This window comes from Variovorax sp. YR216, from assembly GCF_900107745.1.
Taxonomy (GTDB): Bacteria; Pseudomonadota; Gammaproteobacteria; order Burkholderiales; family Burkholderiaceae_C; genus Variovorax.
Genome location: NZ_FNRO01000001.1, coordinates 81,082 through 101,668, shown reverse-complemented (window position 1 = coordinate 101,668; position 20,587 = coordinate 81,082). Strand labels below are relative to the sequence as shown.

Below are 20,587 nucleotides of genomic sequence, written 5' to 3'. Positions count from 1 at the left end.
TGCTGCTTCCATGAGCCGTATCGCAGACATCGCCGCCGCACTGGCGGGCTACGACCCGAAGGCGCTGGGCGTCGATGCCGTGCAGGCCTTCCTGGCGCGGTTGGCCGAGCCGTCCGTCGTTACGCAGGTCGAGCGCATTGCCTTGCGCGATGCCCTCGGCCGGGTGCTGGCAGAGGACATCATCTCGCCCGTCAGCGTGCCGCCGCACGACAACTCGGCGATGGACGGCTTCGCCTTCGACGGCCGCCTGCTCGATGGGCTTGCGAACGACGCCACAGTGCAATTGCGCGTGGTCGGCACGGCGCTGGCGGGCGCGGCGTGGCGTGGCAACGCGGGCGCCGGCGATGCGGTGAAGATCATGACCGGCGCCGTGATGCCCGCGGGCCTCGACACCGTCATTCCCCAGGAGTTCTGTGCGGTCGAGGGCGAGAGTGTCCGTTTCCCCGCCAAGGCGCTGCGCCGGGGCGACAACCGGCGGCTGGCCGGCGAAGACCTCCTGCAGGGCAAGCCTGCACTGCGGCGCGGCGAGATCATTTCCCCCGCCGCGCTCGGCATGGTTGCGAGCCTTGGGCTGCCCATGGTGCCGGTTCTGCGACGCCTGCGCGTGGCCTACTTCTCGACCGGCGACGAAATCCTGAGCCTCGGCGAGTTGCCGCGCGAAGGCGCGGTGTACGACAGCAACCGCTACACCGTCTTCGGGCTGCTGACGCGGCTCGGCTGCGAAGTGATCGATCTCGGCCTCGTGCGCGACGATCCGGCCGCGCTCGAATCGGCGCTGCGCCGCGCCGCGAACGAAGCCGACGCGATCATCACCAGCGGCGGCGTCAGCGTCGGCGAGGCCGATCACACGCGAGCCGTGATGCAGCGCCTCGGCGACATGGCGTTCTGGCGTGTGGCGATGCGGCCGGGCCGGCCCATGGCGGTCGGCCTGATCCCGACGGACAAGTCGGATCGCGAACCCGCCGTGCTCTTCGGGCTGCCCGGCAATCCGGTCGCGGTCATGGTCACCTTCCTGGCCTTCGTGCGACCCGCGCTTCTGCGCATGATGGGCTGCAACGATGCCTGCGCCGCCCCTCCGCCGCTGCTGCGCGCCCGAAGCATCGGCGCCATCCGCAAGAAGCCCGGGCGCACCGAGTACCAACGAGGCTACGTCCAGCCGGTGGCCGGATCATTGCCCGAAGTGCGTATCGCGGGCAATCAAGGCTCGGGCGTGCTGAGCTCGATGGTCGAGGCCAATGGCCTTGTCGTGCTGCATCACGACCAGGGCAGCGTGGCCGACGGCGATCCGGTCGACGTCATGATGTTCGCCGGCGTGATCTAGCGTCAGCCTTCCACCCGGCAAGGAGCGGTGCATGGCATCAAGAATCGAGTTGATCCAGCAGATGCCCATCTTCGGCGCCATCGGCGCGGAAACCATCGAATTCCTGCTCGGCGAAGCACCCGTGAGCCATATGCGGCGCGGTGACTTCTTCTTCCACGAGAACGACACCCCCACCTGCATGTTCGTACTCGAGAGCGGCCATGTCACGGTCTCGAAAAGCTGGCGGGACCACGAGTTGTTCATCCGACGCCTGGGCCCCGGCGACTGCTTCGGCGAGATGGCATTGCTCGACCTCTGCCCCCGCAGCGCGACCGTGCGGGCAGATGAAGACTGCAGCGCGATCGAACTCACCTCGGACAACCTTTACCGGCTGTTCGAGCACAACGTCGAGCAGTTCGCGCTGATCCAGATGAACATCGCCCGCGAGATGAGTCGCCGGCTTCGCATCACCGACGACCTGCTGTTCCGCGCCCAGATGGGCGAAGTGCCGGAAGCGCCCGAACGGCTCTAGGGCGTGTTCACCCTATTTCCGGGGATCGCGTTGCCGCACCAAGGGGCTGGATGCAAGGCGCCCGCGCGCAGCAAGGCTTTGGCCTTGCAAGCGCGGGCAACGCCGCAGACGGCCCCTTGGCGCGGCAACCCGAAGGGAAGGTCTGCCAGGGCCTGCCACTCGGCGTTGCGCTCCTTGCATGTGCAAACGCACATGCGGCGTCGCGCGCCTTGATTGGCAGGCCCTGGCAGACCTTCGCGACCCCGGAAATAGGGTGAACACGCCCTAGATGCGTCCCAGCGCGCGCTCGACGCCCTTGTTCGCCAGCGCATCAGCGCGCTCGTTGCCCGGATCTCCCGAGTGCCCCTTGACCCAGCGCCATTCGATCTGGTGGCCGCCTTCCGACACCAGCCTGTCCAGTTGCTGCCAGAGCTCCACGTTCTTGACCGGCTGCTTGGTCGAGGTGCGCCAGCCCTTGGCCTTCCAGCCGCGGATCCACTCGGTGATGCCCATGCGCACGTACTGGCTGTCGAGATAGAGGACGACCTTGCACGGCCGCTTCAGCGCCGCGAGCCCCTCGATGACCGCCTGGAGTTCCATGCGGTTGTTGGTGGTATTCAGTTCGCCGCCGAACAATTCCTTTTCGGTCACTCCCGATTTCAGCCATGCGCCCCAGCCGCCGGGGCCGGGATTGCCCTTGCAGGCGCCATCGGTGTAGATCTGTACTTCGTTCAAGAACCTTTTCCTTGTTTCTTTCGATGAGATGAGCGGCGCGCGTGCTCACGATGGTCCCGATGCACGCTTCCTGCGATCGGCACCGGCGCGCTGGCCCGTGCCGCCGCGCGGCGCCAGTCGGCGCTCAAAAGCCGCATGCCGCGAACCCGCTTGACCGCCACCAGGAAATACACGGCGCCGAAAATCGGCCACCAGCGTTCCCCGGCGGAATCGAACCAGTGGCAGCGCTCGAGCCAGGCCTCGCTGCGGACCGCCGGCCGATAGACGCCGAAGCGGCCCGATTCGACCTCGAAGCTCAGAAGCCGCAGCCAGTCGCGCATGCGCCGATAGCCGATGAACTCGCCCGCGTCCGGCAGAAAGAGTTCGCCGAACCCCAGCCGCTGGTAAAGCCGTGCCCGCCGCTGCCGCATTCCCCAGAGGCTCGCCGGATTCAATCCGCAGATCACGACACGGCCTTCAGGCACGAGCACCCGCTCGACCTCGCGCAGTGTTGCGTGCGGGTCCGGACTCAGCTCGAGCGTGTGCGGCAGCACGACCAGATCGAGGCTGTTCGCCGAAAACGGCAGCGCCGAGAAGTCGGTGACGAGCGAACTGCGAGGCGCCATGTGCGATTCGGACAGCGCCAGCCAGCGATGCGGCATACGGTTGGCGCGCAGGCCCTGCACCTCCGGCAGCCCGAGCTGGAGCGCGTGATAGCCGAAGACGTCCGCCACGGCCTGATCGAACTGGTCCTGCTCCCAGTCCAGCAGGTAGCGCCCTGGAGGGGTCTCGAACCAATCGTGCAAACCTATAATTTGACCGCTCATGACCCTCGTTCCGCTGCCCGCTTTTGCCGACAACTACATCTGGATGCTGCAGGACGGACGCAACGCGATCGTGGTCGACCCAGGGGATGCCGGGCCAGTGTTCGAAGCACTCCGGCGCGACAATCTGCAGTTGGCCGCGATTCTAGTCACGCACCATCACGCCGATCACACCGGCGGCGTGGACGCGTTGCGCGAAGCCACCGGCGCACCGGTGTTCGGCCCTGCGCGCGAACGCATTCCCCAGCCGTACACACCGCTCGTTCAGGGCGACCACGCCGACGTGCTGGGCCTGCGCTTCGAAATCATCGAGGTCCCGGGCCACACCGCGGGGCACATCGCCTATTTCCTGCCGGCCAACGCACGCACCGCATCGGCGGGCGACGTCGCTCCGCTGGTCTTTTGTGGTGACACTTTGTTTTCCGGCGGCTGCGGGCGGCTTTTCGAGGGCACACCCGCGCAGATGCTTGCATCGCTCGATGCGCTGTCCTCGCTGCCGGGCCCCACGCGCGTGTGCTGCGCCCACGAATACACACTTGCTAACCTGAGATTCGCGCATGCCGTGGAACCCGGCAACGCCGATCTCGCTCAGTACACGGCGCAATGCGAAGCTTTGCGCGCGCGCGGTGAACCGACGCTGCCATCGCAGCTCGCCACCGAGCGCCGTGTCAACCCTTTTCTCCGCAGCCGCGAATCCACCGTCCGCCTGGCAGTCCAGGCCCAGGCCGGCCTGTCGGCTCAGGCCGCCGAAGCCGAGGTGTTCGCTGCGCTGCGTCAATGGAAGAACGATTTCCGATGAGACTCATCGTTGCCGCCTGCCTCGCGGGCTCCCTCTTTCTCGCAGGCTGCGCCACCGGTACGGGTCCTTCGTCTGCATCGGGCACTGCCGCGCCCGTCTATCCGGACGGGGCACTCAAACCGATCACCTCCGGCCAGACGAAGTCGCGCGCCGTCGTCACGCTGGCGGCGCCTACCGACATGTGGGACCGCATCCGCCGCGGCTTCAAGATGGCCGACCTCGACAACGACCTCGTGCATGACCGCGAGCAGTGGTATGCGAGCCGGCCCGACTACATGCAGCGCATGACCGCGCGCTCCAGCCGCTACATCTTCCACATCGTCGAGGAACTCGAGCGGCGCGACATGCCGACCGAGATCGCGCTGCTGCCGTTCATCGAAAGCGCCTTCAACCCGCAGGCGGTGTCCAGTGCCCGCGCGGCCGGCATGTGGCAGTTCATGCCGGCCACCGGCACCGACTACGACCTCAAGCAGAACATCTTCCGCGACGACCGCCGCGACGTGGTCGCCTCCACCCGCGCGGCGCTCGACTACCTCCAGAAGCTCTACGGCATGTTCGGAGACTGGCATCTCGCCCTCGCCGCCTACAACTGGGGCGAAGGCAATGTGAGCCGCGCCATCGCGAAGAACCAGCGCGCAGGACTGCCTACCGGCTACAACGACCTGTCGATGCCCGCCGAAACGCGGATGTACGTGCCGAAGCTGCAGGCGGTGAAGAACATCGTCGCGAGCCCAGAACGCTTCAACACCGACCTGCCGCTCATCGCCAACCACCCGTACTTCCAGACCGTCGAACTCAAGCGCGACCTCGATGTCGACCTCGCGGCGAAGCTGGCGGACGTCAAGATCGACGACTTCCGCGCGCTCAATCCGTCGGCCCACAAGCCTGTGCTGCTGGCCGCGGGCACGCCGGAGATCCTGCTGCCGTGGGACAACGCGGCAGTCTTCCAGCGCAATTTCGAGGCCTATGCGCAAGGGCAGTACGCGAGCTGGACCGCATGGACCGTGCCCAGCACCATGACCGTCGCGGACGCGGCCCAGCGCTCGGGCATGAGTGAAGCCGACCTGCGCGCGATCAACAGCGTGCCCCCGCGGATGCTGATCAAGGCCGGCTCGACGCTGATCGTGCCGCGGACCGCGCGTGTGCAGGAAGACGTGGACGCGGTCGTCGCCGACACCGGCCACCTGAGCTTCCAGCCCGAGATCGTCACGCGCCGCACTGTCATCAAAGCGGGCAAGCGCGACAGCGTCGCGAGCATTGCCCAGCGCTATCGTCTCAGCCCGGCCAGCGTGGCCGAGTGGAATGACGTGAAGACCAATCACGCCTTCCCGAAGGGCTACGACGTGGTGGTTTACCTGCCGGTGAAGGCTGCCCCGGCCACGCGCGTCGGCGCCGGGCTAGCGCACCTGACGGGCGGCAGGACGCTCAAGACGCTCAAGGCGGACAGCGTGGTATCGAGGGAACCGCGAGGCACCCCCTCCAAGACGGCGAAGAAACCGGCCGAGAAGCAAGTGGTTCGCGAGCCGCGCGGCGGAACGCCTTCCAAGAAGAAGCGCTGAGAGCGCGGCTGGGGGAGGTTCAGATCTTTTCGGTTTCGCCGATCCTCGGCTGCCATTTCATGAGCCGCCGCTCCAACACACCGACGATGCCGTCGAGTACCAGCGCAAAGCCGGTGAGCACCACGATGCCGGCAAATACCGTGTTCACGTCGAAGGTGCCTTCGGCCTGCAGGATGAGGTAGCCCACCCCGCGCGCGGAGCCCAGGTACTCGCCGACGACCGCGCCCACGAAAGCCAGGCCGACCGAGGTGTGCAGGCTCGAGAACACCCAGCTCGTCGCGCTCGGCAGGTACACCGTGCGCAAAAGCTGGCGCTGGTTCGCCCCGAGCATGCGCGCATTGGCGAGCACCACCGGGCTCACCTCCCTCACGCCTTGGTAGACGTTGAAGAACACGATGAAGAACACCAGCGTGACCGCCAGCGCCACCTTGCTCCAGATGCCCAGGCCGAACCACAGTGCGAAGATCGGCGCGAGGATCACGCGCGGCATCGAGTTGGCCGCCTTGATGTAGGGATCGAAGACGAGGCTTGCCGTCGGCGCCAGCGCGAGCCACAGGCCGAAAGCCAACCCCAGCACGGTGCCGAAGATGAAGGCCAGCACCGTCTCGAGCAGTGTCACGCCGAGGTGCAAATAGACATCCGCGTTGCCCGGCAGCCCTTCCGGGAACACGGGGTTCGGAGGGATCGCGATCGGCATGAACCAGCTCCAGATCCGGCCCGCGACCTTGATCGGTTCGCCGACGAAGAACGCGAACTGCTCGTTGCGCGACGAAACATGCCACGCCACCAACAACAGCAGCAGCAGCACGACCTGCCAGAAGCGCGCATTGCTTTCATTGGGGCGAAGTGTCATGTCAGGCGACCTTTGTCAGCTGCTGTGCGTAGCCCTTGAGCACTTCATCGCGTAGCACGGCCCAGATCTGCGAATGCAATTCGATGAATCGCGGATGCGTGCGAACCTCGGCCACGTCGCGCGGACGCGGCAGGTCGATCTCGAACTCGCCGATCGGCCGCGTGGCCGGCCCCGCGGACAGAACGACCACGCGGTCACTCATCGCGATCGCCTCGTCGAGGTCGTGCGTGATGAAGAGCACCGCCTTCTTCTTGCTCGCCCAGAGCGCGAGAACTTCGTTCTCCATCAGCTGCCGCGTCTGGATGTCGAGCGCGCTGAAGGGCTCGTCCATGAGGATGATGTCCGGGTCCAGCGCCAGCACCTGCGCCAGCGCCGCGCGCTTGCGCATGCCGCCCGAAAGCTGGTGCGGATAGCGGTCGCCGAAGCCCGCCAGACCCACGCGCGAGAGCCACTCGCTCGCCAGTGCGCGTGCCTTCGCATCGGGTATGCCGCGATACTGCAGGCCGACCATCACGTTGTCCATCGCACTGCGCCACGGCATCAGCGCTTCGCTCTGGAACATGTATCCCGCGCGCGCATTGATGCCATTGAGCGATTGCCCGAAGACCTTCACCTCGCCCGACGAAGGCTCGAGCAGCCCGGCACCGACATTGAGCAGCGTCGACTTGCCACACCCGGTCGGCCCCACCACCGACACGAACTCTCCTGCACGCACGCGCAGGGTGGCATCTGCGACGGCCGTGTAGCGCTGCGTCCGGTCGTCCTTCGCGCGGAAGATGCAACTGATGTTCAGGAGTTCGAGTGCGTGGTCCACCATGAGATCAAAGAAAAAACCCGGCCGAAGCCGGGTTGCTGGACGCGCAAGTCAGGCCTTGAACCTGTCCTTCGCACGCCGCGCAAACTCGTTGGTATAGAGCTTCGAGAGGTCGATCTTGTCGGCCTTGACCGTCGAGTCGAAGCTCGCGATGGCGTTCAATGCAGTCTTCGGCCCGTCGGCCGGAACCACCCCGTCGGTGGCGATCGCCTCGCGCACCTTGTCGAACGAAGCGAGATACAGCGCGCGGTCGCCGAGCAGATAGGTCTCGGGCACCGTCTTGATGATGTCGCCCGGCCCCGCCGTCTGCAGCCACTTGAGGCCATGCACGATCGCGTTGGCCAGCGCCTGGCAGGTGTTGGGATGCTTCTGCACGAACTCGGAAGACGCATAGAGGCACGCCGCCGGCATCAGGCCGCCGAACACGTCCTGCGTGCCCTTGAGCGTGCGCGTGTCGCTGATGATCTTCACGTCGCCCTTCTGCTCGAGCATCGTCATGACCGGGTCGGTGTTGCTGATGGCGTCGATCTGCCCCGAACGCAGCGCGGTCAGCGCGCCGGCCGCGACACCGACGCCGATGTAGCTCACGTCGCTGGCCTTGAGTCCTCCGCGCGAGAGGACCAGATTCGCCACCATGTTGGTCGACGAGCCGGGCGCGGAGACACCGATCTTCTTGCCCTTGAGGTCGGCGACGCTGGCGTACGAGGGCATGTTCTTGGTCGACACGCCGATGGCGATCTGCGGCGCGCGCCCTTGCAGCACGAAGGACTGAAAGTACTGGTTCTTCGCCTGCAGGTTGATGGTGTGCTCGAAGGCGCCCGAGCACACGTCGGCGGATCCGCCGACCACCGCCTGCAACGCGCGTGAGCCGCCGGCAAAGTCCGAGATCTCGACTTCGAGGCCTTCTGCCTGGAAGTAGCCAAGCTGCTCGGAGATGGTCAGCGGCAGGTAGTAGAACGCCGCCTTGCCGCCCACGGCGATCGATATCTTCGACTTCTCGAGCTTCGGCTGACCATGGACCAGCGGCGCACCGATGGCAGCGGCTCCCAGTGCCGCAGCGAAGGTGAAGGTACGGCGATTGAGCAGCATGGATGACGACGCCTGAGGCTCTGTTTTCGTGGTTCGAAACGAGCTTAGGGGCGCGATTCAGCGCCTGCATCGGGAACATCCCGTGCGGGTTTTCACGTAAACATGAAGACCTCTAGCGGCCCGCGAAGAGGATCGCGATGTTCGCCAGAAAGCCCAGCGTCCACACCGCGCTGCGCAAGGCGCCGATGCCCCAGATATACACGCCGATGTAGATAACGCGCAGCACCACATACGCGAGGGCCAGCATGTCGAGCGTCGCTTGTGCTGCGCCGAGCTGATGCGCGATGACCACTGCGCCGATGAAAAACGGCAGGCCCTCGAAGCCATTGGCCTGCGCGCTGATTGCTCTCGCGCGCCAGCCGGCCTGCCGGGTGCCCCATTCCCGCGGCGCGTTGTTGTCCTTGAGATCGAATGCACCGGCCTTCGCGATGTAGGCCGACATATACGGCAGCAACGCAGCGGCGAGAACGCACCAATAGGCCAGGGTCAGATGGGGGAGGCTCATGCGCGCGTCTCCTCGCGATGGCTTTCGCTTAGCGGCGATCGACCAGCGCGTGCGCAATGGTGCCCAGGTCGACGTACTCGAGCTCGCTGCCGGCCGGCACGCCGCGCGCCAGCCGCGTCACGGTGAGGCCGCGCTGCTTGAGCGCCTCGCCAATGACATGCGCGGTCGCCTCGCCTTCGGCGGTGAAGTTGGTCGCGAGGATCACTTCGGTCACCGTGCCGTCGAGCGCGCGGTCGAACAGCTTGGCAAGCCCGATGTCCTTGGGACCGATGCCATCGAGCGGGCTGAGCTTGCCCATCAGCACGAAGTAGTAGCCCTTGAACGCGCCGGTGCGCTCCAGCGCCGCCTGATCGGCGGGCGTCTCGATCACGCAAAGCTTGGTCGCATCGCGGCGCGGATCGCTGCACACGTTGCAGATCGATGCTTCCGTGAAGGTGTTGCACCGCGTGCAATGTCGCACGTTGCTCGCCGCCTGCTGCAATGCGCGCGAAAGCATCTGCGCGCCCTCGCGGTCGTGCTGCAGCAAATGAAAGGCCATGCGCGAGGCCGACTTCGCACCGACACCGGGAAGCCGGCGCAGCGCATCGACCAGCGCATCGAGCGAGCCGGAATCCGCCATCGACGCTCGCGCGCTCAGAACGGCAGCTTCATGCCGGGCGGCAGGCCCGGCATGCCGGCTGTGAGCTTGCCCATCTTCTGCTCGCTGGTTTCCTCGGCCTTGCGCACGGCGGCGTTGAAAGCGGCCGCCACGAGGTCTTCGAGCATGTCCTTGTCGTCGGTCAGCAGGCTCGGGTCGATCGTGATGCGCTTGACGTCGTGCTTGCACGTCATCACCACCTTCACGAGTCCGGCACCCGACTCGCCTTCGACCTCGATCGTGGCGAGCTCTTCCTGCGCCTTCTTGAGGTTGTCCTGCATCGCCTGCGCCTGCTTCATGAGGCCGGCCAGTTGTCCTTTGTTGAACATCGTTGGTCCTGTCGATCGTTGAAAGAAATTGAAAACACTAGACGGGTCGAAGCGTGCCCGGGACGATCCTCGCGTCCCAGTCGCGCATCATCGACTGCACGTCCGGATCATTGCGTATCGCCTCCTCGGCGACGCGCTGGCGCTCCTCGGCAGCCTGCTTGTTGCGGCGCGCCGGGCTGTCGACGACGCTGCCGATCTCGATCGCGATTTTCACGTCATGACCGAGCGCCGCAAGCGCCGCCTGGACCTTGTCCCGGCTGCCGGACTGATTGAGCGATTCTCGCTCGACGCGCAGCAGCCATTGGTCGACATCGCGGGCGACCAGTTGCGATTGCAATGCGAGCTCCCGCGCCAGCGCCGCGATGGACTCGGCCGCCACCATCTGCGTGACTGTGGCGTACCAGAAATCCCCCTCCTCGCTGGGCGGAATCGGGTGCGATGCGGCCGACGCCATCGATTCACCCTCACGTGCCCCCGCGGGCGGCTGCACGCGCACCGGCACGGCCATGACCTTGGTCGGGGCCGGCTCGGGCTCGTCGGTAGCCACCGGCCGCGCGGAAGCAGCGACGTTCAGCGCTGGCGCGTCCACGACCGGCAGACGATGGCCCGGCCGCGCGGCAGGAGCCAAGGGCGCAGCCGCCGGATCCACGCTCGGCGGCGCTACGGCAACCGGCGGTGCGGCCTCAGCAGGTGCGACGCGCGCCAGGGGCACTTCGCGCCGCGGCGCTTCATTCAGAGTTTTTTTTTCCTCTGTGGCCGCGCCGCTCGGCTTGAATGCGAGCAGACGCAGCAACACCATCGTGAGCGCCGCGTATTCGTCGGGCGCAAGTCCCAGTTCGGTACGGCCGTGCAGGCACAGGCTGTAGAGCAGTTGCGTCTCGTCGGCCGGCATCAGCGCAGCGAGGCGGGCTGTTTCGGCCGCCTCGGGGTCGCCGCCCGTGTCCGCGCCCACGCGCGAAGGAACGGCCTGCAGCACCGCCATGCCCTGCAGCACCGCGGTCATTTCCTCGAGCGTCGATGCGGCCGACAAACCGTCGCGCCGCAAGCCCTCGGCGGTCTCGACGACGGTCTTGCCGTCGCCCTGCGCCAGCGCCTCGATCAGCCGGAACACATGGCCGCGGTCCACGCTGCCCAGCATGTGGCGCACGCCGCTTTCCTGGAGCTCGCCGTTGCCGAAGGCGATCGCCTGGTCGGTGAGCGACAGCGCATCGCGCATCGACCCGCGGGCGGCACGCGCAATCAGCCGCAGCGCCTGCGGCTCGGCGGGGACCGATTCGGTCTGCAGCACGCGGGTGAGATGCTCGAGCACGGTCTCGGGCGCCATCGGCCGCAGGTTGAACTGCAGGCAGCGCGACAGCACGGTGACCGGCACCTTCTGCGGATCGGTCGTGGCGAGCACGAACTTGAGGTACTCCGGCGGCTCCTCCAGCGTCTTCAGCATTGCGTTGAAGGCGTGCCCGGTGAGCATGTGCACTTCGTCGATCATGAAGACCTTGAAGCGGCCCTGCACCGGCTTGTAGACGGCCTGTTCGAGCAGCGCCTGCACTTCGTCCACGCCGCGGTTGGAGGCCGCGTCGAGTTCGGTGTAGTCGACGAAGCGGCCCGAATCGATATCCCTGCACGCCTGGCATATGCCGCAGGGCGTGGCGGTGATGCCGCCCTGCCCGTCCGGGCCCTGGCAGTTGAGCGACTTGGCCAGGATGCGCGAGACGGTCGTCTTGCCGACGCCGCGCGTGCCGGTGAAGAGGTAGGCGTGATGCAGGCGCTGCGAGGTCAGCGCGTTTTCGAGCGCCTGCACGACATGCTCCTGCCCCACCATCTCGCTGAAGGTTCTTGGACGGTGTTTGCGAGCGAGCACGAGATAGGCCATCGGCGCATTTTAGGGCGCCCGCCGGGGCGCTCCGGCCACGAACTAGGCCATCTTTCAGATGGAAATCCCGACCCCGTGTCCTAGCATGAAAACCGTTGGAGGAGACCGCCATGGCCACCGCATCGCGCAAGTCCGCAGCCACCACCGCCGCCCGGAAATCCAAACCCGCCGAGGACACCGGTCCGCGCCGCTACTGCGCCCAACCCATCCAACCGCTGCGCCACTTCGAAGTCGGCATGCCCGCCGGCCGCACCCGCGCCATCCTGGCCGCGAGCAAGAAATGGGTGAGCGGCACGCAAATCACCTACTACTGCTTCAAGCGCGGCGATGCGGTGCCCGCGGCCTGGCTCGGCGGCAATGCGGACATGGGCGTGGTCGACGAGGCGTTCGACACCTGGGCCAAGCTGGGCATCGGCATCAGCTTCCGCCGCGTCAACGCCCCGGAAGACGCCATGGTGCGAATCGGATTCAACCCGAATGACGGCTCGTGGTCCTACGTGGGCCGCGACGTGCTCAACATCAAGTCGCTGCAAGAGCGCACGATGAATTTCGGGTGGCCGCTCACGACTGCGTACGGCCGCGACACCGCGCTGCACGAGATTGGCCACACCATCGGCCTCGAGCACGAGCACCAGAACCCCAACGCCGGCATCACCTGGAACCGGCAGGCGGTGCTCGACTATTTCAAGGGTCCGCCGAACAACTGGGACGACGCGCAGATCGAGTGGAACATCCTGCGCAAGATCCCGGTGTCGGAGATCAAGGGAACGACGTGGGATCCTGATTCGGTCATGGAGTATCGATTCGATGCGGGACTGATCGACGCCCCGGCCGCCTACAAGGCGGGGATCAAGCCGAAAGGCGGGCTGTCTGCCGCGGACAAGTCGTGGGTGCTGGAGTCCTACCCCGGCGTCAAGGCGGCTGACGTCGCAGCGCTCGGGGTCGGGCTGTCACAGTTGCTGAAGCTCAATGCCGGCGAAACGCGCATCTTCGATTTCCTGCCGCCCCGCACGCGCACCTACAACATCGGGACCTTCGGCACGTCCGACACGGTCCTCGTGCTGTTCGAGGTCACGCCTACCGGCAACGTCCAGATCGCAGGGGCCGACGACAGCGGCACGGACCTCAACGCCAAGGTCAGCATGCGTCTGCAGAAGGGACGGCGCTACCAGATCGGCGTACGCCTGTACTACGCCGATGCGGCGCTCGAGACTTCCCTGATGGTGTGGTGAATCGTCGCCTACAATCAGCGGTTGACGGGCCTCCCCGCATGGTGAAGTGGCCAACCGGGTCAGGTGGGGAACCAAGCAGCCCTAACTGCGTAGCCAGTGCCGGGGGTAAGGCTCGTCAACCTCATTCAAGAAGCTCGTTGAAGGGTTCACGCCCAGCGCTTTCAACCGAAAGTACTGTATGCAAATACAGTGAAACGAGTAGAATTCGTCGTCTCCAAGAACAACTCGAGGCGACGATATGACCACCCACCCCTCCCCCCAAGCCGCGGCGCGAGTGCTTCCATTTGCACCTCGGCCGCGGGTCGGCCGGTCTGCGTGGCCCTTTCCCATTGCATCCGCCGCGCCCGCCGCGCGCGCAGTCAATCTTCAGATCCACGCGGCGCGGGTCATCGCAACCACCGTGAGGCACTGGCAGCTGCGCCCAGAGGCGGTGTAGGGCTCAGTCCAGGATGCGAAGCACGCCGTCTGCCGCAGCAGCGCCACTGGCCATGCAGGCAGTCAGCAGATAGCCGCCGGTGGGCGCTTCCCAATCGAGCATCTCGCCGGCAATGAAGACGCCCGGCAGCGCAAGGCTCATCAGTTTGTCGTCGAGCGCCTCGAAGCGCACCCCGCCGGCGGTACTGATGGCCTCATCGATCGGCCTCGGTGCGACGACCCGAAGCGGGACGGCCTTGATCGTTTCAGCCAGTCTTTCCGGCGAATGCATCTCGTCTTTCGTGAGCACTTCGTGCAGCACGGCCGCCTTGATGCCGTCGAGGCCCAAGCGGCTCTTCAGATGGCTCGCGACCGATCGCGAACCGCGCGGATGGATCACGGCAGCGCGCACCTGCTCCGGCGTGCGATCGGGCAACAGGTCGAGCGCCAAGGTGGCGCTGCCGTGCGCCGCGATCTCATCGCGCAGCAAGGCGGACGCGGCGTAGATCAGGCTTCCTTCGATGCCCGTGGCGGTCGCGACGAACTCGCCCTTGCGCGCGAACCGGCGCCCCTGCGTGTCGGTGAACGCAACGGCAACCGACTTGAATGGCATTCCGGCGAAGCGCTCGGCGAAGTATGGGGTCCACGGCAGGTCGAACCCGCAGTTGGCGGGAACCAGCGGCGCGATGTCGACACCGCGCGACGCCAGCCACGGCACCCATGCGCCATCGGACCCCAGGCGTTCCCAACTCGCGCCGCCGAGCGCCAGCACGACCGCATCGTGCGACACGACGACATCGCCGCCCGGTGCTCCGAAGCGCAAGCGGCTTGTCGGCGCCGATGCATCCTCCCAGCCGATCCATCGATGGCGCATGTGAAATTGCACGCCCGCCTCTCGCAGACGATGCAACCATGCACGCAGAAGCGGTGCGGCCTTCATGTCCTTCGGAAAGACCCGGCCCGAGGTGCCCACGAAGGTTTCGATCCCGAGCCCGTGCGCCCATTCGCGCAGCGCATCGGGGCCGAACCGGCGAAGCAGCGCCTCGATCTCTGCGCGTCGCTCGCCGAAGCGTTCGACGAATCGATCGAAAGGTTCGGAATGCGTGAGGTTGAGTCCGCCGCGCCCCGCGAGCAGAAACTTGCGCCCCACCGAGGGCATGGCGTCATACAGGTGGACCTGCGCGCCGTGCCGGCTCAGGACTTCGGCAGCCATCAATCCGGCGGGACCGCCGCCGACGATCGCTACAGACTTTTCTTTGTTCATTCGAGTGTGACCAGTTCGCCCTGCCCCGTGAGGAAGGCCGCTCGCACGGTTTCGCCGGGATAGGCTTCCTGCACCGCATCGCGGTAGCGATTGAGTTGCGCGATCAGGGTTGCATCGCGCTCGGGGCGGGCCGCGGACTTGTAGTCGAGCACCCACCACGCGCCGCTCTCGCGGTGGCGCACCAGCCGGTCGATGCGCAGAACCTGCCCCTCATGGACCAGCGTGACTTCATTGCCGTGCCAGTCCAGCGCATCGATCTCCCATGCCCAGGCGCCCGCGCCGGAACGAATGCGCTGCGCCATGGCGGCCGCCGCGCGGGTGGCCTGCAGGTCGAGCATGAATTCGCGGGCGGCCGCGCGCAGATGTTCCATCGGCAGAGGCGCGCCCGGCTGCGTCCATTCGAGCAGGCGGTGCATGGCCTGTCCGAGCGCGGATGCACGGCTGTCGGTGCTTCGCACCATGGACACCACGGATGGCTTCGCGGACGACTCGATCGCGAGCGCTGACAGGCTCGGCATCTCGAACGACGAAGGCACGGACTCCGCCGCGATGTCCGCCGTCGTCTCCACATCGTCGATCGGCTCGCAGAGGCCTTCGAGCCTCGCCCACCAACTTCGCCCATTCGTCCGCGCGGCGGCGACGGCGGAAACCACCAGTGCTTCCCGCGCGCGCGTGGCCGCCACATAAAGTCCGTTGATCTCTTCGCGATGCCTGGCCGACTGCTCTTCCGCCAGATCGTCCGTCGTGCAGGCTGGCGGATTCTTCTCGCTTGCGATGAACACGAAGCGCTCCGGCGCGGGCGCGTGGCCCGGCCATTTGACGAGCACGCCCATGGTCTGCGCACGCTGCGCGGAGGCGTCCGTGTCGAGCATCAGGACGAACCTGGCCTCGAGGCCTTTGGCGCCATGGACCGTGAGAAGCTGCACCGCCTCGGTCACCGACACCGAAGGCGCTCGCACGCCGCCCGCGCGCAATGCGCGCACGAAGCCATACGGCGTCGCGAAGCGCGCGCCATCGAGTTCGAGCGAAGCCGCAAGCAGTCCCCGCAGGTTGGCAATGACGGACGAACGCATGGCCGCCGGCGCCGCAGCCGCAAACGTCGAAAGGACGTCGGCATCGTGAAAGATCGCGCTCAGCGCATCATGCGGCGGCAGCGCCTGCAACCACTGCTGCCACTCCCGCAGCCGCGGACCGATGCCGGCCAGCGGCGCAGGCCAATCCGGCGCCTGCAGCAGGTCGAACCAGCTCGCGCGGGCTTCGCGCTGACGGCGTGCGATCTGCACCAGTGCGTCGTCGCCCAGGTGCCATAGCGGCGACTTCAGCGCCCGTGCGAGCGAGAGATCGTGGTCCGGCGACACCAGCGCATCGATGAGCGCAACCACGTCCTGCACTTCGGGAGCATCGTTGAGCTCGTTCTTTTCCGGCTGCTGGACCGCGATGTGCAGCTTGCGCAACTCGTCCTGCATCACCGCAAGCCGGCTGCGCCGGCGCGCGAGCACCATGACCTGGCTGGGCGCGATGCCCTCGGCGATGCGCGCGGCGATCCAGCGGGCGGCTTGCTGACATTCCTTCTGCAGGAGCTTCTCTTCGGGCAAGAGCCGCGGAGTGGTCAGACTGTCGCGCCACGCAGGTGCAAGATCCGCCGTCGCATCGGCCGGGGACGCGGCGGCAACCGCGTCGCGCCCGATCAGCGGCAGCTTGACGATGCGCCCCACCGTGCCCGATTCGGTCGTGTGATCGCGGAAGCCGCCGAACTCGCCGGCCTGCTGCGCCTCCTGCATCGCGGCATTCACGAGACCGATCACCGCCTGCGCGTTGCGATGGGTGTGGTCGCAGTTGAGCAAGTCGCCGCCAAGCCCCTGCCGCACGAACTCCTTGGCCGCAATGAACACCTGCGGCTCCGCACGGCGGAAGCGGTAGATGCTTTGCTTGGGATCGCCGACGATGAACACGCCCGGGCGCCGGGCGCCGGCGCCGGCATAGCTGCCGAGCCATCCGTTGAGGGCCTGCCACTGCAGCGGGTTCGTGTCCTGGAACTCGTCGATGAGCAGGTGCCGCACACCCGCATCGAGACGCTCCTGCACCCAGCCCCAGAGTTCCGCATTGCCCAGTAGCATGTGCGCCGCCTGTTCGACATCGTTCATGTCGACCCAGCCGTTGACAAGCTTCACCTCGGCGAAGCACTTGACGAGCAGCCGCGTGAGCCGCGCCATGCGTTGCTGATAGAGCCATGCCTCGTGCTGCGCACGTGCGGCGCCGTACTGCTGTACGCGCTCCTGCGCCGCGCGCACATCCTCGATGCCGACGAGCTTCTCGCCGAATTTGCGAGGCTCTCCCTTCTGCGTGAGCAGCGCATCGAGAACGCCTTCGACGTGGCCGTCGGTCACCGCCTGCTCCAGTTCGACGCCGCGGCGCGAGAAGGTCGGCGCGCTCGCGCGGCCCAGCGCACGCGCTGCCGCCAGCAGCACGCCGCGCCAGGCCGGATCGCGCAGCAGGACATCATCCGGCGAGTCCGAGCCCGCAAAGGCGGGATACATCGCCTGCATCGGCGTCACCGCGCCATCGACCGCATCGTGCGCTTCGGCAAGCGCGAACTCGACGCGGCGGGTGAGCGCCTCGTCGAGCGCCTTGGCGATCTGCGATCGGCCGTGCGTCGCGACCAGCGCGTGGTAGTCCGCCGAAGCCTCCGCGTCCGCCGTCACCGCCGCATAGAACGGGCGCCAGGCGCGGATGCGTGCCTCGGCGTCGTCTTCGAGCAGCTGGTAGTTGGCCGGAAGCCGCAACCGCTCGAGCACCGCGACCGGCGCATTGCGCAGCAGGCCGGCGAACCATGCATGAAAGGTCCGGAACTGCACCGGCCGGCCGCGGCCCAGAAGTTCGCGATAGAGGCCCTTCAGCCGGGGCGCCGCGCCCTGTGCGGCTTCGAGCGACATGCCGCGCATCCTCAGCTCGGGCACCAGCTCTTCCACCGGCTGTGCCGCGAACTTCTCCAGCCACTGGTCGAGACGCTCGCGCATCTCGCCGGCAGCCTTCTTCGTGAAGGTGATCGCGAGGATCTCATGGGGCGCACAGGCGGCGTCGCCATGCTCGAGCAGGGCGCGAAGGATGCGCGACACGAGCATCCATGTCTTGCCGGCGCCGGCACACGCCTCCACCGCGACCGAACGGCGCGGATCGCACGCGATCTCGTAGAAGCGCTCGCGCGACACATGCGCGCCGTTGTGTTCGTAGGCGGGCGCGGTCATGGCTGGCCCTCCCAGAAATCCTTTCGGCAGAGCCCGCGCGCGGCGCAGTGCTCGCACACCTGCCCTTCGCCGAGTGCGGGCAGCGGTGCACCCGCGGCGATGCGTTCGAGATCGCCGATCACGCCCTCGACCAGCGCATCGCGAGCCTCCACGATGTCCTCTTGCTCGAAGGCGCGGGTGCCGGAGGATTTCTCACCGACGTTGACATAGGCGGCGCGCAGCGTGTCGTCCGGGAACAGCGCCGCATAGAACGCAAGCTGGGTGTCTTCGTAGGGGTCTTTCACGCGCTCGCGGGTCTTGTCGGCGGACTCGGTCTTGTAGTCGATCACGAAGGCCTTGCCATCGGGCGTCGAATCGACGCGGTCCAGTCGGCCGACCAGCTTGATGCGCGCCAGCGGCACTTCCTTCCACGGCTCGGATTCGACGAACACTGCGCCTTCACCTGCCTCGTGGCCCGCGAGCCAGGCCAGGTAGCCGTCGCGCGTTGCAGGCCAGGCGGCGGCGAACGGCAGGAACTCGGCCTCGGAAAGGCCGAATTCGCGGGTCGCCTGGGCCTCGGCGTCGGCCATCATGGTGCGGCGCGCGTGCAGGTCCGGGGTCGGGTCGAGCTTCAGCGCCTCATGGAAATGGCCAAGCACCGCGTGCAGCCAGTTGCCGAAGTCGCGCTTGTCGAGCTCGGCGTCCAGTTCATCGCTGCTTCGCAGACCCAGTTGCCGCAAGGCGAAGAATCGATAGGGGCAGCGTCGCAAGTCTTCGTAAGCCGTCGATGAGAGCGTGGGCGGCATCAGCGCATCGCCCTGCGGCCTCGGATGCGGGGTCGGCCGCGTCGCCACTGGCACGCGCGTACGCGGGTCGGCCGCGTCTTCGGCGGCGCCGTCGAGATGAAGCATCTGCACGAGCGGACTCGGCCGCACAGGTTCGCCGCTTGCATCGAACCGGCGCCAGAGCACGTCGCAATGCGGGGCGCCCATCGCAACCGCCCAACCGGCACGCTGCGCAGCCTCGAGCGCTTCGCGCGAAGGCAGCGCCAGTGCTTCGCGCTGGGCAGCGCTCCAGTCGCCGGCGGGCTCGGGCGACGCCGGCAGACGTTGGTCGTCGCACCCCGGCACCACCACCGCGGCGAACGCACGGCCAAGCAGGTGATGAAGCGGGAGTATCACGGCGCCCGGCGACTCCGATTCTCCGGGCACCAGCACGAAGCTCGCCGCCTCGAGCACATCGCGCACCCAGGCCGTGAACTCCACGAGCGTGCAACGGGGGCCGCGAATCTCCCCGGACTCGGCATCCAGATGCAGTGCGGAAATCGCCTCGAGCCCGGCCACATCCCTCGTCAGGCCCAGCCACTGGCCGCTGGCATCGAGCAGCGCCCGCGCGGCAGCGAGCCACTCGCCAAGAGGCCGCGAGCCGACCAGTGCTGCGCGCGCCGCTTCGATGGATTCCGTCAAAGGGCGCAGCGCCGCATCCTGGGGCTTCGAGCTGACGGCCACGAATGCGCACCAGCCGCGCCAGTCGCGCATGCCACGGTCGCGCAAGCGTGCCTCGAGCGAGAGCACCGCACTGCGATCGAAAGCTTCGGCATGTTTGAGCCAGTCCAGAACCTGGTCGCTGCCGGCGTCGTGGGAGCAAGCGCGCAGTGCGCTCATCAGGCTGGCGGCTGCGCGCGTGGTCGACAGCTTCCAGCCCGTCTCGTCGTGCGGCGTGACGCCATGCGCGACGAGATGCGCGCTGATGCGTCGCGTCAGGGCACGGTCGGTCGCAACCAGGGCGACCGGGGCACGGCCTTCCGTCAAGTGGCGCAGCACGCAGGCGGCAGCGCGTTCGGCTTCGTCTTCGGGATCCGTGGCCGCGTGAAGTCCGACGTGCGAGGGCGCATCCTTCGTCACGAGCGGCAGGTGCGCGCAGCGGTCGCCGAACAGCGCCGCGAGCTTCCTGATGAGCGGGTCGGGCTGCAGGCCGTCGAGCACGATCAGCTGGTCCACTTGCGCCAGCGCGCCCCGTGAAAAGAGGACGTCGGTCGCATAGCCCGAGCTGCCGGCCCAGGCGAGCGCGACACCGTTCAGCGCGCTCTCCACGTCGAACCATTCGGATCCGCGCCCGGCCTCGATCTGTCCACGCACGCGCTCCATCCACGCCGTGCGCTCGCCGGGCGACTCGGCCGCGGCCAGCGGTGCCAGTTGCAGCGCGATCTCGACCAGACGCCCCGCCAATGCATTGCGCGACGCGCCGAATCCCGCTCGCGCCAGGAGCGACTGCGCAGTGAGAAGGTCGCGCGCCATATCGAATGCGATGTCGTCCGCATCGGGCACGAAGCCGCCGATGCTGCGCGCCCAGTTGCGAGTGGTCTCGAAACGCGGCGCGAACCCCGGCGCACCGTGGGCGGCCCACATGTCGCGCGCGACCTGCATGAGTTGCGCGTACGGCACCAGAACCACCGTGCGGGACGGATGCAGGTCACGCTGAGCCAGCACGCGCGAGATGCGGCCGACGATGCCGTGGCCTGGGTCGCGCCAGAGCGCGTGCGCGGGGTGATGCTCAGAGGGATGCATGGGAGGTTGTCGAAGCGCTCTGGGTGCTTTGGCTATCGGCGCCATAGCTTCTGTGCCGGCCACGCCGGAACTTGGTTTCTGT

Annotated in this window: 17 protein-coding genes and 1 other RNA gene; 6 read left to right on the top strand and 12 right to left on the bottom strand. The window is 67.1% G+C overall.

Features of this window, described 5'->3' with window-relative positions; all coding sequences use genetic code 11:
* Positions 1 to 10 precede the first annotated feature (10 nt).
* Entirely contained in the window at positions 11 to 1,321 is a 1,311-nt protein-coding gene (gene glp / locus BLW05_RS00435; protein WP_093158313.1) for a molybdopterin molybdotransferase MoeA, read from the top strand.
* Between the two features lie 31 nt (positions 1,322 to 1,352).
* Positions 1,353 to 1,832 (top strand): Crp/Fnr family transcriptional regulator, encoded by a 480-nt coding sequence (locus BLW05_RS00430; RefSeq protein ID WP_093158310.1) that lies wholly within the window; start codon positions 1,353 to 1,355, stop codon positions 1,830 to 1,832.
* 264 nt (positions 1,833 to 2,096) lie between these two features.
* Here the strand turns inward: BLW05_RS00430 and rnhA are convergent, their stop codons facing one another.
* Positions 2,097 to 2,546, bottom strand: a complete 450-nt coding sequence (gene rnhA / locus BLW05_RS00425; RefSeq protein ID WP_093158308.1) for a ribonuclease HI — start codon at positions 2,544 to 2,546, stop codon at positions 2,097 to 2,099.
* Positions 2,543 to 3,352 (bottom strand): class I SAM-dependent methyltransferase, encoded by an 810-nt coding sequence (locus BLW05_RS00420; protein WP_177142559.1) that lies wholly within the window; start codon positions 3,350 to 3,352, stop codon positions 2,543 to 2,545. The genes rnhA and BLW05_RS00420 overlap by 4 nt, the downstream gene beginning before the upstream one ends.
* On the opposite strand from BLW05_RS00420, the gene gloB reads away from it, so the two are divergent.
* Both gloB and BLW05_RS00410 read left to right on the top strand, forming a co-directional pair.
* The gene (gene gloB, locus BLW05_RS00415) at positions 3,351 to 4,148 is read left to right on the top strand and encodes a hydroxyacylglutathione hydrolase (RefSeq protein WP_093158302.1); all 798 of its coding nucleotides are present in this window, start codon (positions 3,351 to 3,353) and stop codon (positions 4,146 to 4,148) included. The two genes, BLW05_RS00420 and gloB, sit on opposite strands and share 2 nt — an antisense overlap.
* Complete coding sequence (locus BLW05_RS00410; RefSeq protein ID WP_093158299.1) at positions 4,145 to 5,707, top strand: transglycosylase SLT domain-containing protein; 1,563 nt, start codon at positions 4,145 to 4,147, stop codon at positions 5,705 to 5,707. Before gloB ends, BLW05_RS00410 begins: the two co-directional genes overlap by 4 nt.
* Before the next feature lie 19 nt (positions 5,708 to 5,726).
* Here the strand turns inward: BLW05_RS00410 and BLW05_RS00405 are convergent, their stop codons facing one another.
* The 7 genes from BLW05_RS00405 to dnaX form a co-directional block, all read right to left on the bottom strand.
* Positions 5,727 to 6,560, bottom strand: coding sequence for an ABC transporter permease (locus BLW05_RS00405; RefSeq protein ID WP_093158297.1), 834 nt, complete (start codon positions 6,558 to 6,560; stop codon positions 5,727 to 5,729).
* A gap of 1 nt (position 6,561) precedes the next feature.
* Complete coding sequence (locus BLW05_RS00400) at positions 6,562 to 7,377, bottom strand: ABC transporter ATP-binding protein (protein WP_093158294.1); 816 nt, start codon at positions 7,375 to 7,377, stop codon at positions 6,562 to 6,564.
* A 48-nt stretch (positions 7,378 to 7,425) separates the two neighbouring features.
* Entirely contained in the window at positions 7,426 to 8,463 is a 1,038-nt protein-coding gene (locus tag BLW05_RS00395) for an ABC transporter substrate-binding protein (protein ID WP_177142523.1), read from the bottom strand.
* A gap of 112 nt (positions 8,464 to 8,575) precedes the next feature.
* The gene (locus BLW05_RS00390; protein ID WP_093158292.1) at positions 8,576 to 8,968 is read right to left on the bottom strand and encodes an MAPEG family protein; all 393 of its coding nucleotides are present in this window, start codon (positions 8,966 to 8,968) and stop codon (positions 8,576 to 8,578) included.
* 28 nt (positions 8,969 to 8,996) lie between these two features.
* Entirely contained in the window at positions 8,997 to 9,587 is a 591-nt protein-coding gene (gene recR / locus BLW05_RS00385) for a recombination mediator RecR (RefSeq protein WP_093158289.1), read from the bottom strand.
* A gap of 14 nt (positions 9,588 to 9,601) precedes the next feature.
* Positions 9,602 to 9,934 carry a YbaB/EbfC family nucleoid-associated protein gene (locus tag BLW05_RS00380; protein WP_093158287.1) on the bottom strand — a complete coding sequence of 111 codons (333 nt, stop codon included), beginning with the start codon at positions 9,932 to 9,934 and terminating at the stop codon, positions 9,602 to 9,604.
* A gap of 37 nt (positions 9,935 to 9,971) precedes the next feature.
* Positions 9,972 to 11,804, bottom strand: coding sequence for a DNA polymerase III subunit gamma/tau (gene dnaX / locus BLW05_RS00375; RefSeq protein ID WP_093158284.1), 1,833 nt, complete (start codon positions 11,802 to 11,804; stop codon positions 9,972 to 9,974).
* 110 nt (positions 11,805 to 11,914) lie between these two features.
* On the opposite strand from dnaX, the gene BLW05_RS00370 reads away from it, so the two are divergent.
* Both BLW05_RS00370 and ffs read left to right on the top strand, forming a co-directional pair.
* Positions 11,915 to 13,036, top strand: coding sequence for a M12 family metallopeptidase (locus BLW05_RS00370; RefSeq protein WP_143044751.1), 1,122 nt, complete (start codon positions 11,915 to 11,917; stop codon positions 13,034 to 13,036).
* 23 nt (positions 13,037 to 13,059) lie between these two features.
* Positions 13,060 to 13,156, top strand: an RNA gene (gene ffs, locus BLW05_RS00365) — signal recognition particle sRNA small type.
* A gap of 319 nt (positions 13,157 to 13,475) precedes the next feature.
* Here ffs and BLW05_RS00360 read toward each other — a convergent pair.
* Genes BLW05_RS00360 through BLW05_RS00350 form a run of 3 tightly spaced genes read right to left on the bottom strand, consistent with a single transcriptional unit; the run spans position 13,476 to position 20,505 of the window.
* A complete protein-coding gene (locus BLW05_RS00360) occupies positions 13,476 to 14,714 on the bottom strand; it encodes a TIGR03862 family flavoprotein (protein ID WP_093158279.1) in 1,239 nt (412 codons plus the stop codon).
* Positions 14,711 to 17,959 (bottom strand): UvrD-helicase domain-containing protein, encoded by a 3,249-nt coding sequence (locus BLW05_RS00355; RefSeq protein WP_093158277.1) that lies wholly within the window; start codon positions 17,957 to 17,959, stop codon positions 14,711 to 14,713. The genes BLW05_RS00360 and BLW05_RS00355 overlap by 4 nt, the downstream gene beginning before the upstream one ends.
* Positions 17,956 to 20,505, bottom strand: a complete 2,550-nt coding sequence (locus BLW05_RS00350) for a PD-(D/E)XK nuclease family protein (protein WP_093158274.1) — start codon at positions 20,503 to 20,505, stop codon at positions 17,956 to 17,958. Before BLW05_RS00350 ends, BLW05_RS00355 begins: the two co-directional genes overlap by 4 nt.
* Between the last annotated feature and the right edge of the window lie 82 nt (positions 20,506 to 20,587).

What these genes read in the sequence shown, in the direction of transcription:
- BLW05_RS00400 (WP_093158294.1), bottom strand. Translation starts at nt 7,377, where the DNA reads ATGGTGGACCACGCACTCGAACTCCTGAACATCAGTTGCATCTTCCGC.
- glp (WP_093158313.1), top strand. Translation starts at nt 11, where the DNA reads ATGAGCCGTATCGCAGACATCGCCGCCGCACTGGCGGGCTACGACCCG.
- BLW05_RS00430 (WP_093158310.1), top strand. Translation starts at nt 1,353, where the DNA reads ATGGCATCAAGAATCGAGTTGATCCAGCAGATGCCCATCTTCGGCGCC.
- BLW05_RS00405 (WP_093158297.1), bottom strand. Translation starts at nt 6,560, where the DNA reads ATGACACTTCGCCCCAATGAAAGCAATGCGCGCTTCTGGCAGGTCGTG.
- BLW05_RS00410 (WP_093158299.1), top strand. Translation starts at nt 4,145, where the DNA reads ATGAGACTCATCGTTGCCGCCTGCCTCGCGGGCTCCCTCTTTCTCGCA.
- BLW05_RS00350 (WP_093158274.1), bottom strand. Translation starts at nt 20,505, where the DNA reads ATGCATCCCTCTGAGCATCACCCCGCGCACGCGCTCTGGCGCGACCCA.
- BLW05_RS00355 (WP_093158277.1), bottom strand. Translation starts at nt 17,959, where the DNA reads ATGACCGCGCCCGCCTACGAACACAACGGCGCGCATGTGTCGCGCGAG.
- BLW05_RS00360 (WP_093158279.1), bottom strand. Translation starts at nt 14,714, where the DNA reads ATGAACAAAGAAAAGTCTGTAGCGATCGTCGGCGGCGGTCCCGCCGGA.
- BLW05_RS00420 (WP_177142559.1), bottom strand. Translation starts at nt 3,352, where the DNA reads ATGAGCGGTCAAATTATAGGTTTGCACGATTGGTTCGAGACCCCTCCA.
- gloB (WP_093158302.1), top strand. Translation starts at nt 3,351, where the DNA reads ATGACCCTCGTTCCGCTGCCCGCTTTTGCCGACAACTACATCTGGATG.
- BLW05_RS00380 (WP_093158287.1), bottom strand. Translation starts at nt 9,934, where the DNA reads ATGTTCAACAAAGGACAACTGGCCGGCCTCATGAAGCAGGCGCAGGCG.
- BLW05_RS00395 (WP_177142523.1), bottom strand. Translation starts at nt 8,463, where the DNA reads ATGCTGCTCAATCGCCGTACCTTCACCTTCGCTGCGGCACTGGGAGCC.
- dnaX (WP_093158284.1), bottom strand. Translation starts at nt 11,804, where the DNA reads ATGGCCTATCTCGTGCTCGCTCGCAAACACCGTCCAAGAACCTTCAGC.
- BLW05_RS00370 (WP_143044751.1), top strand. Translation starts at nt 11,915, where the DNA reads ATGGCCACCGCATCGCGCAAGTCCGCAGCCACCACCGCCGCCCGGAAA.
- recR (WP_093158289.1), bottom strand. Translation starts at nt 9,587, where the DNA reads ATGGCGGATTCCGGCTCGCTCGATGCGCTGGTCGATGCGCTGCGCCGG.
- BLW05_RS00390 (WP_093158292.1), bottom strand. Translation starts at nt 8,968, where the DNA reads ATGAGCCTCCCCCATCTGACCCTGGCCTATTGGTGCGTTCTCGCCGCT.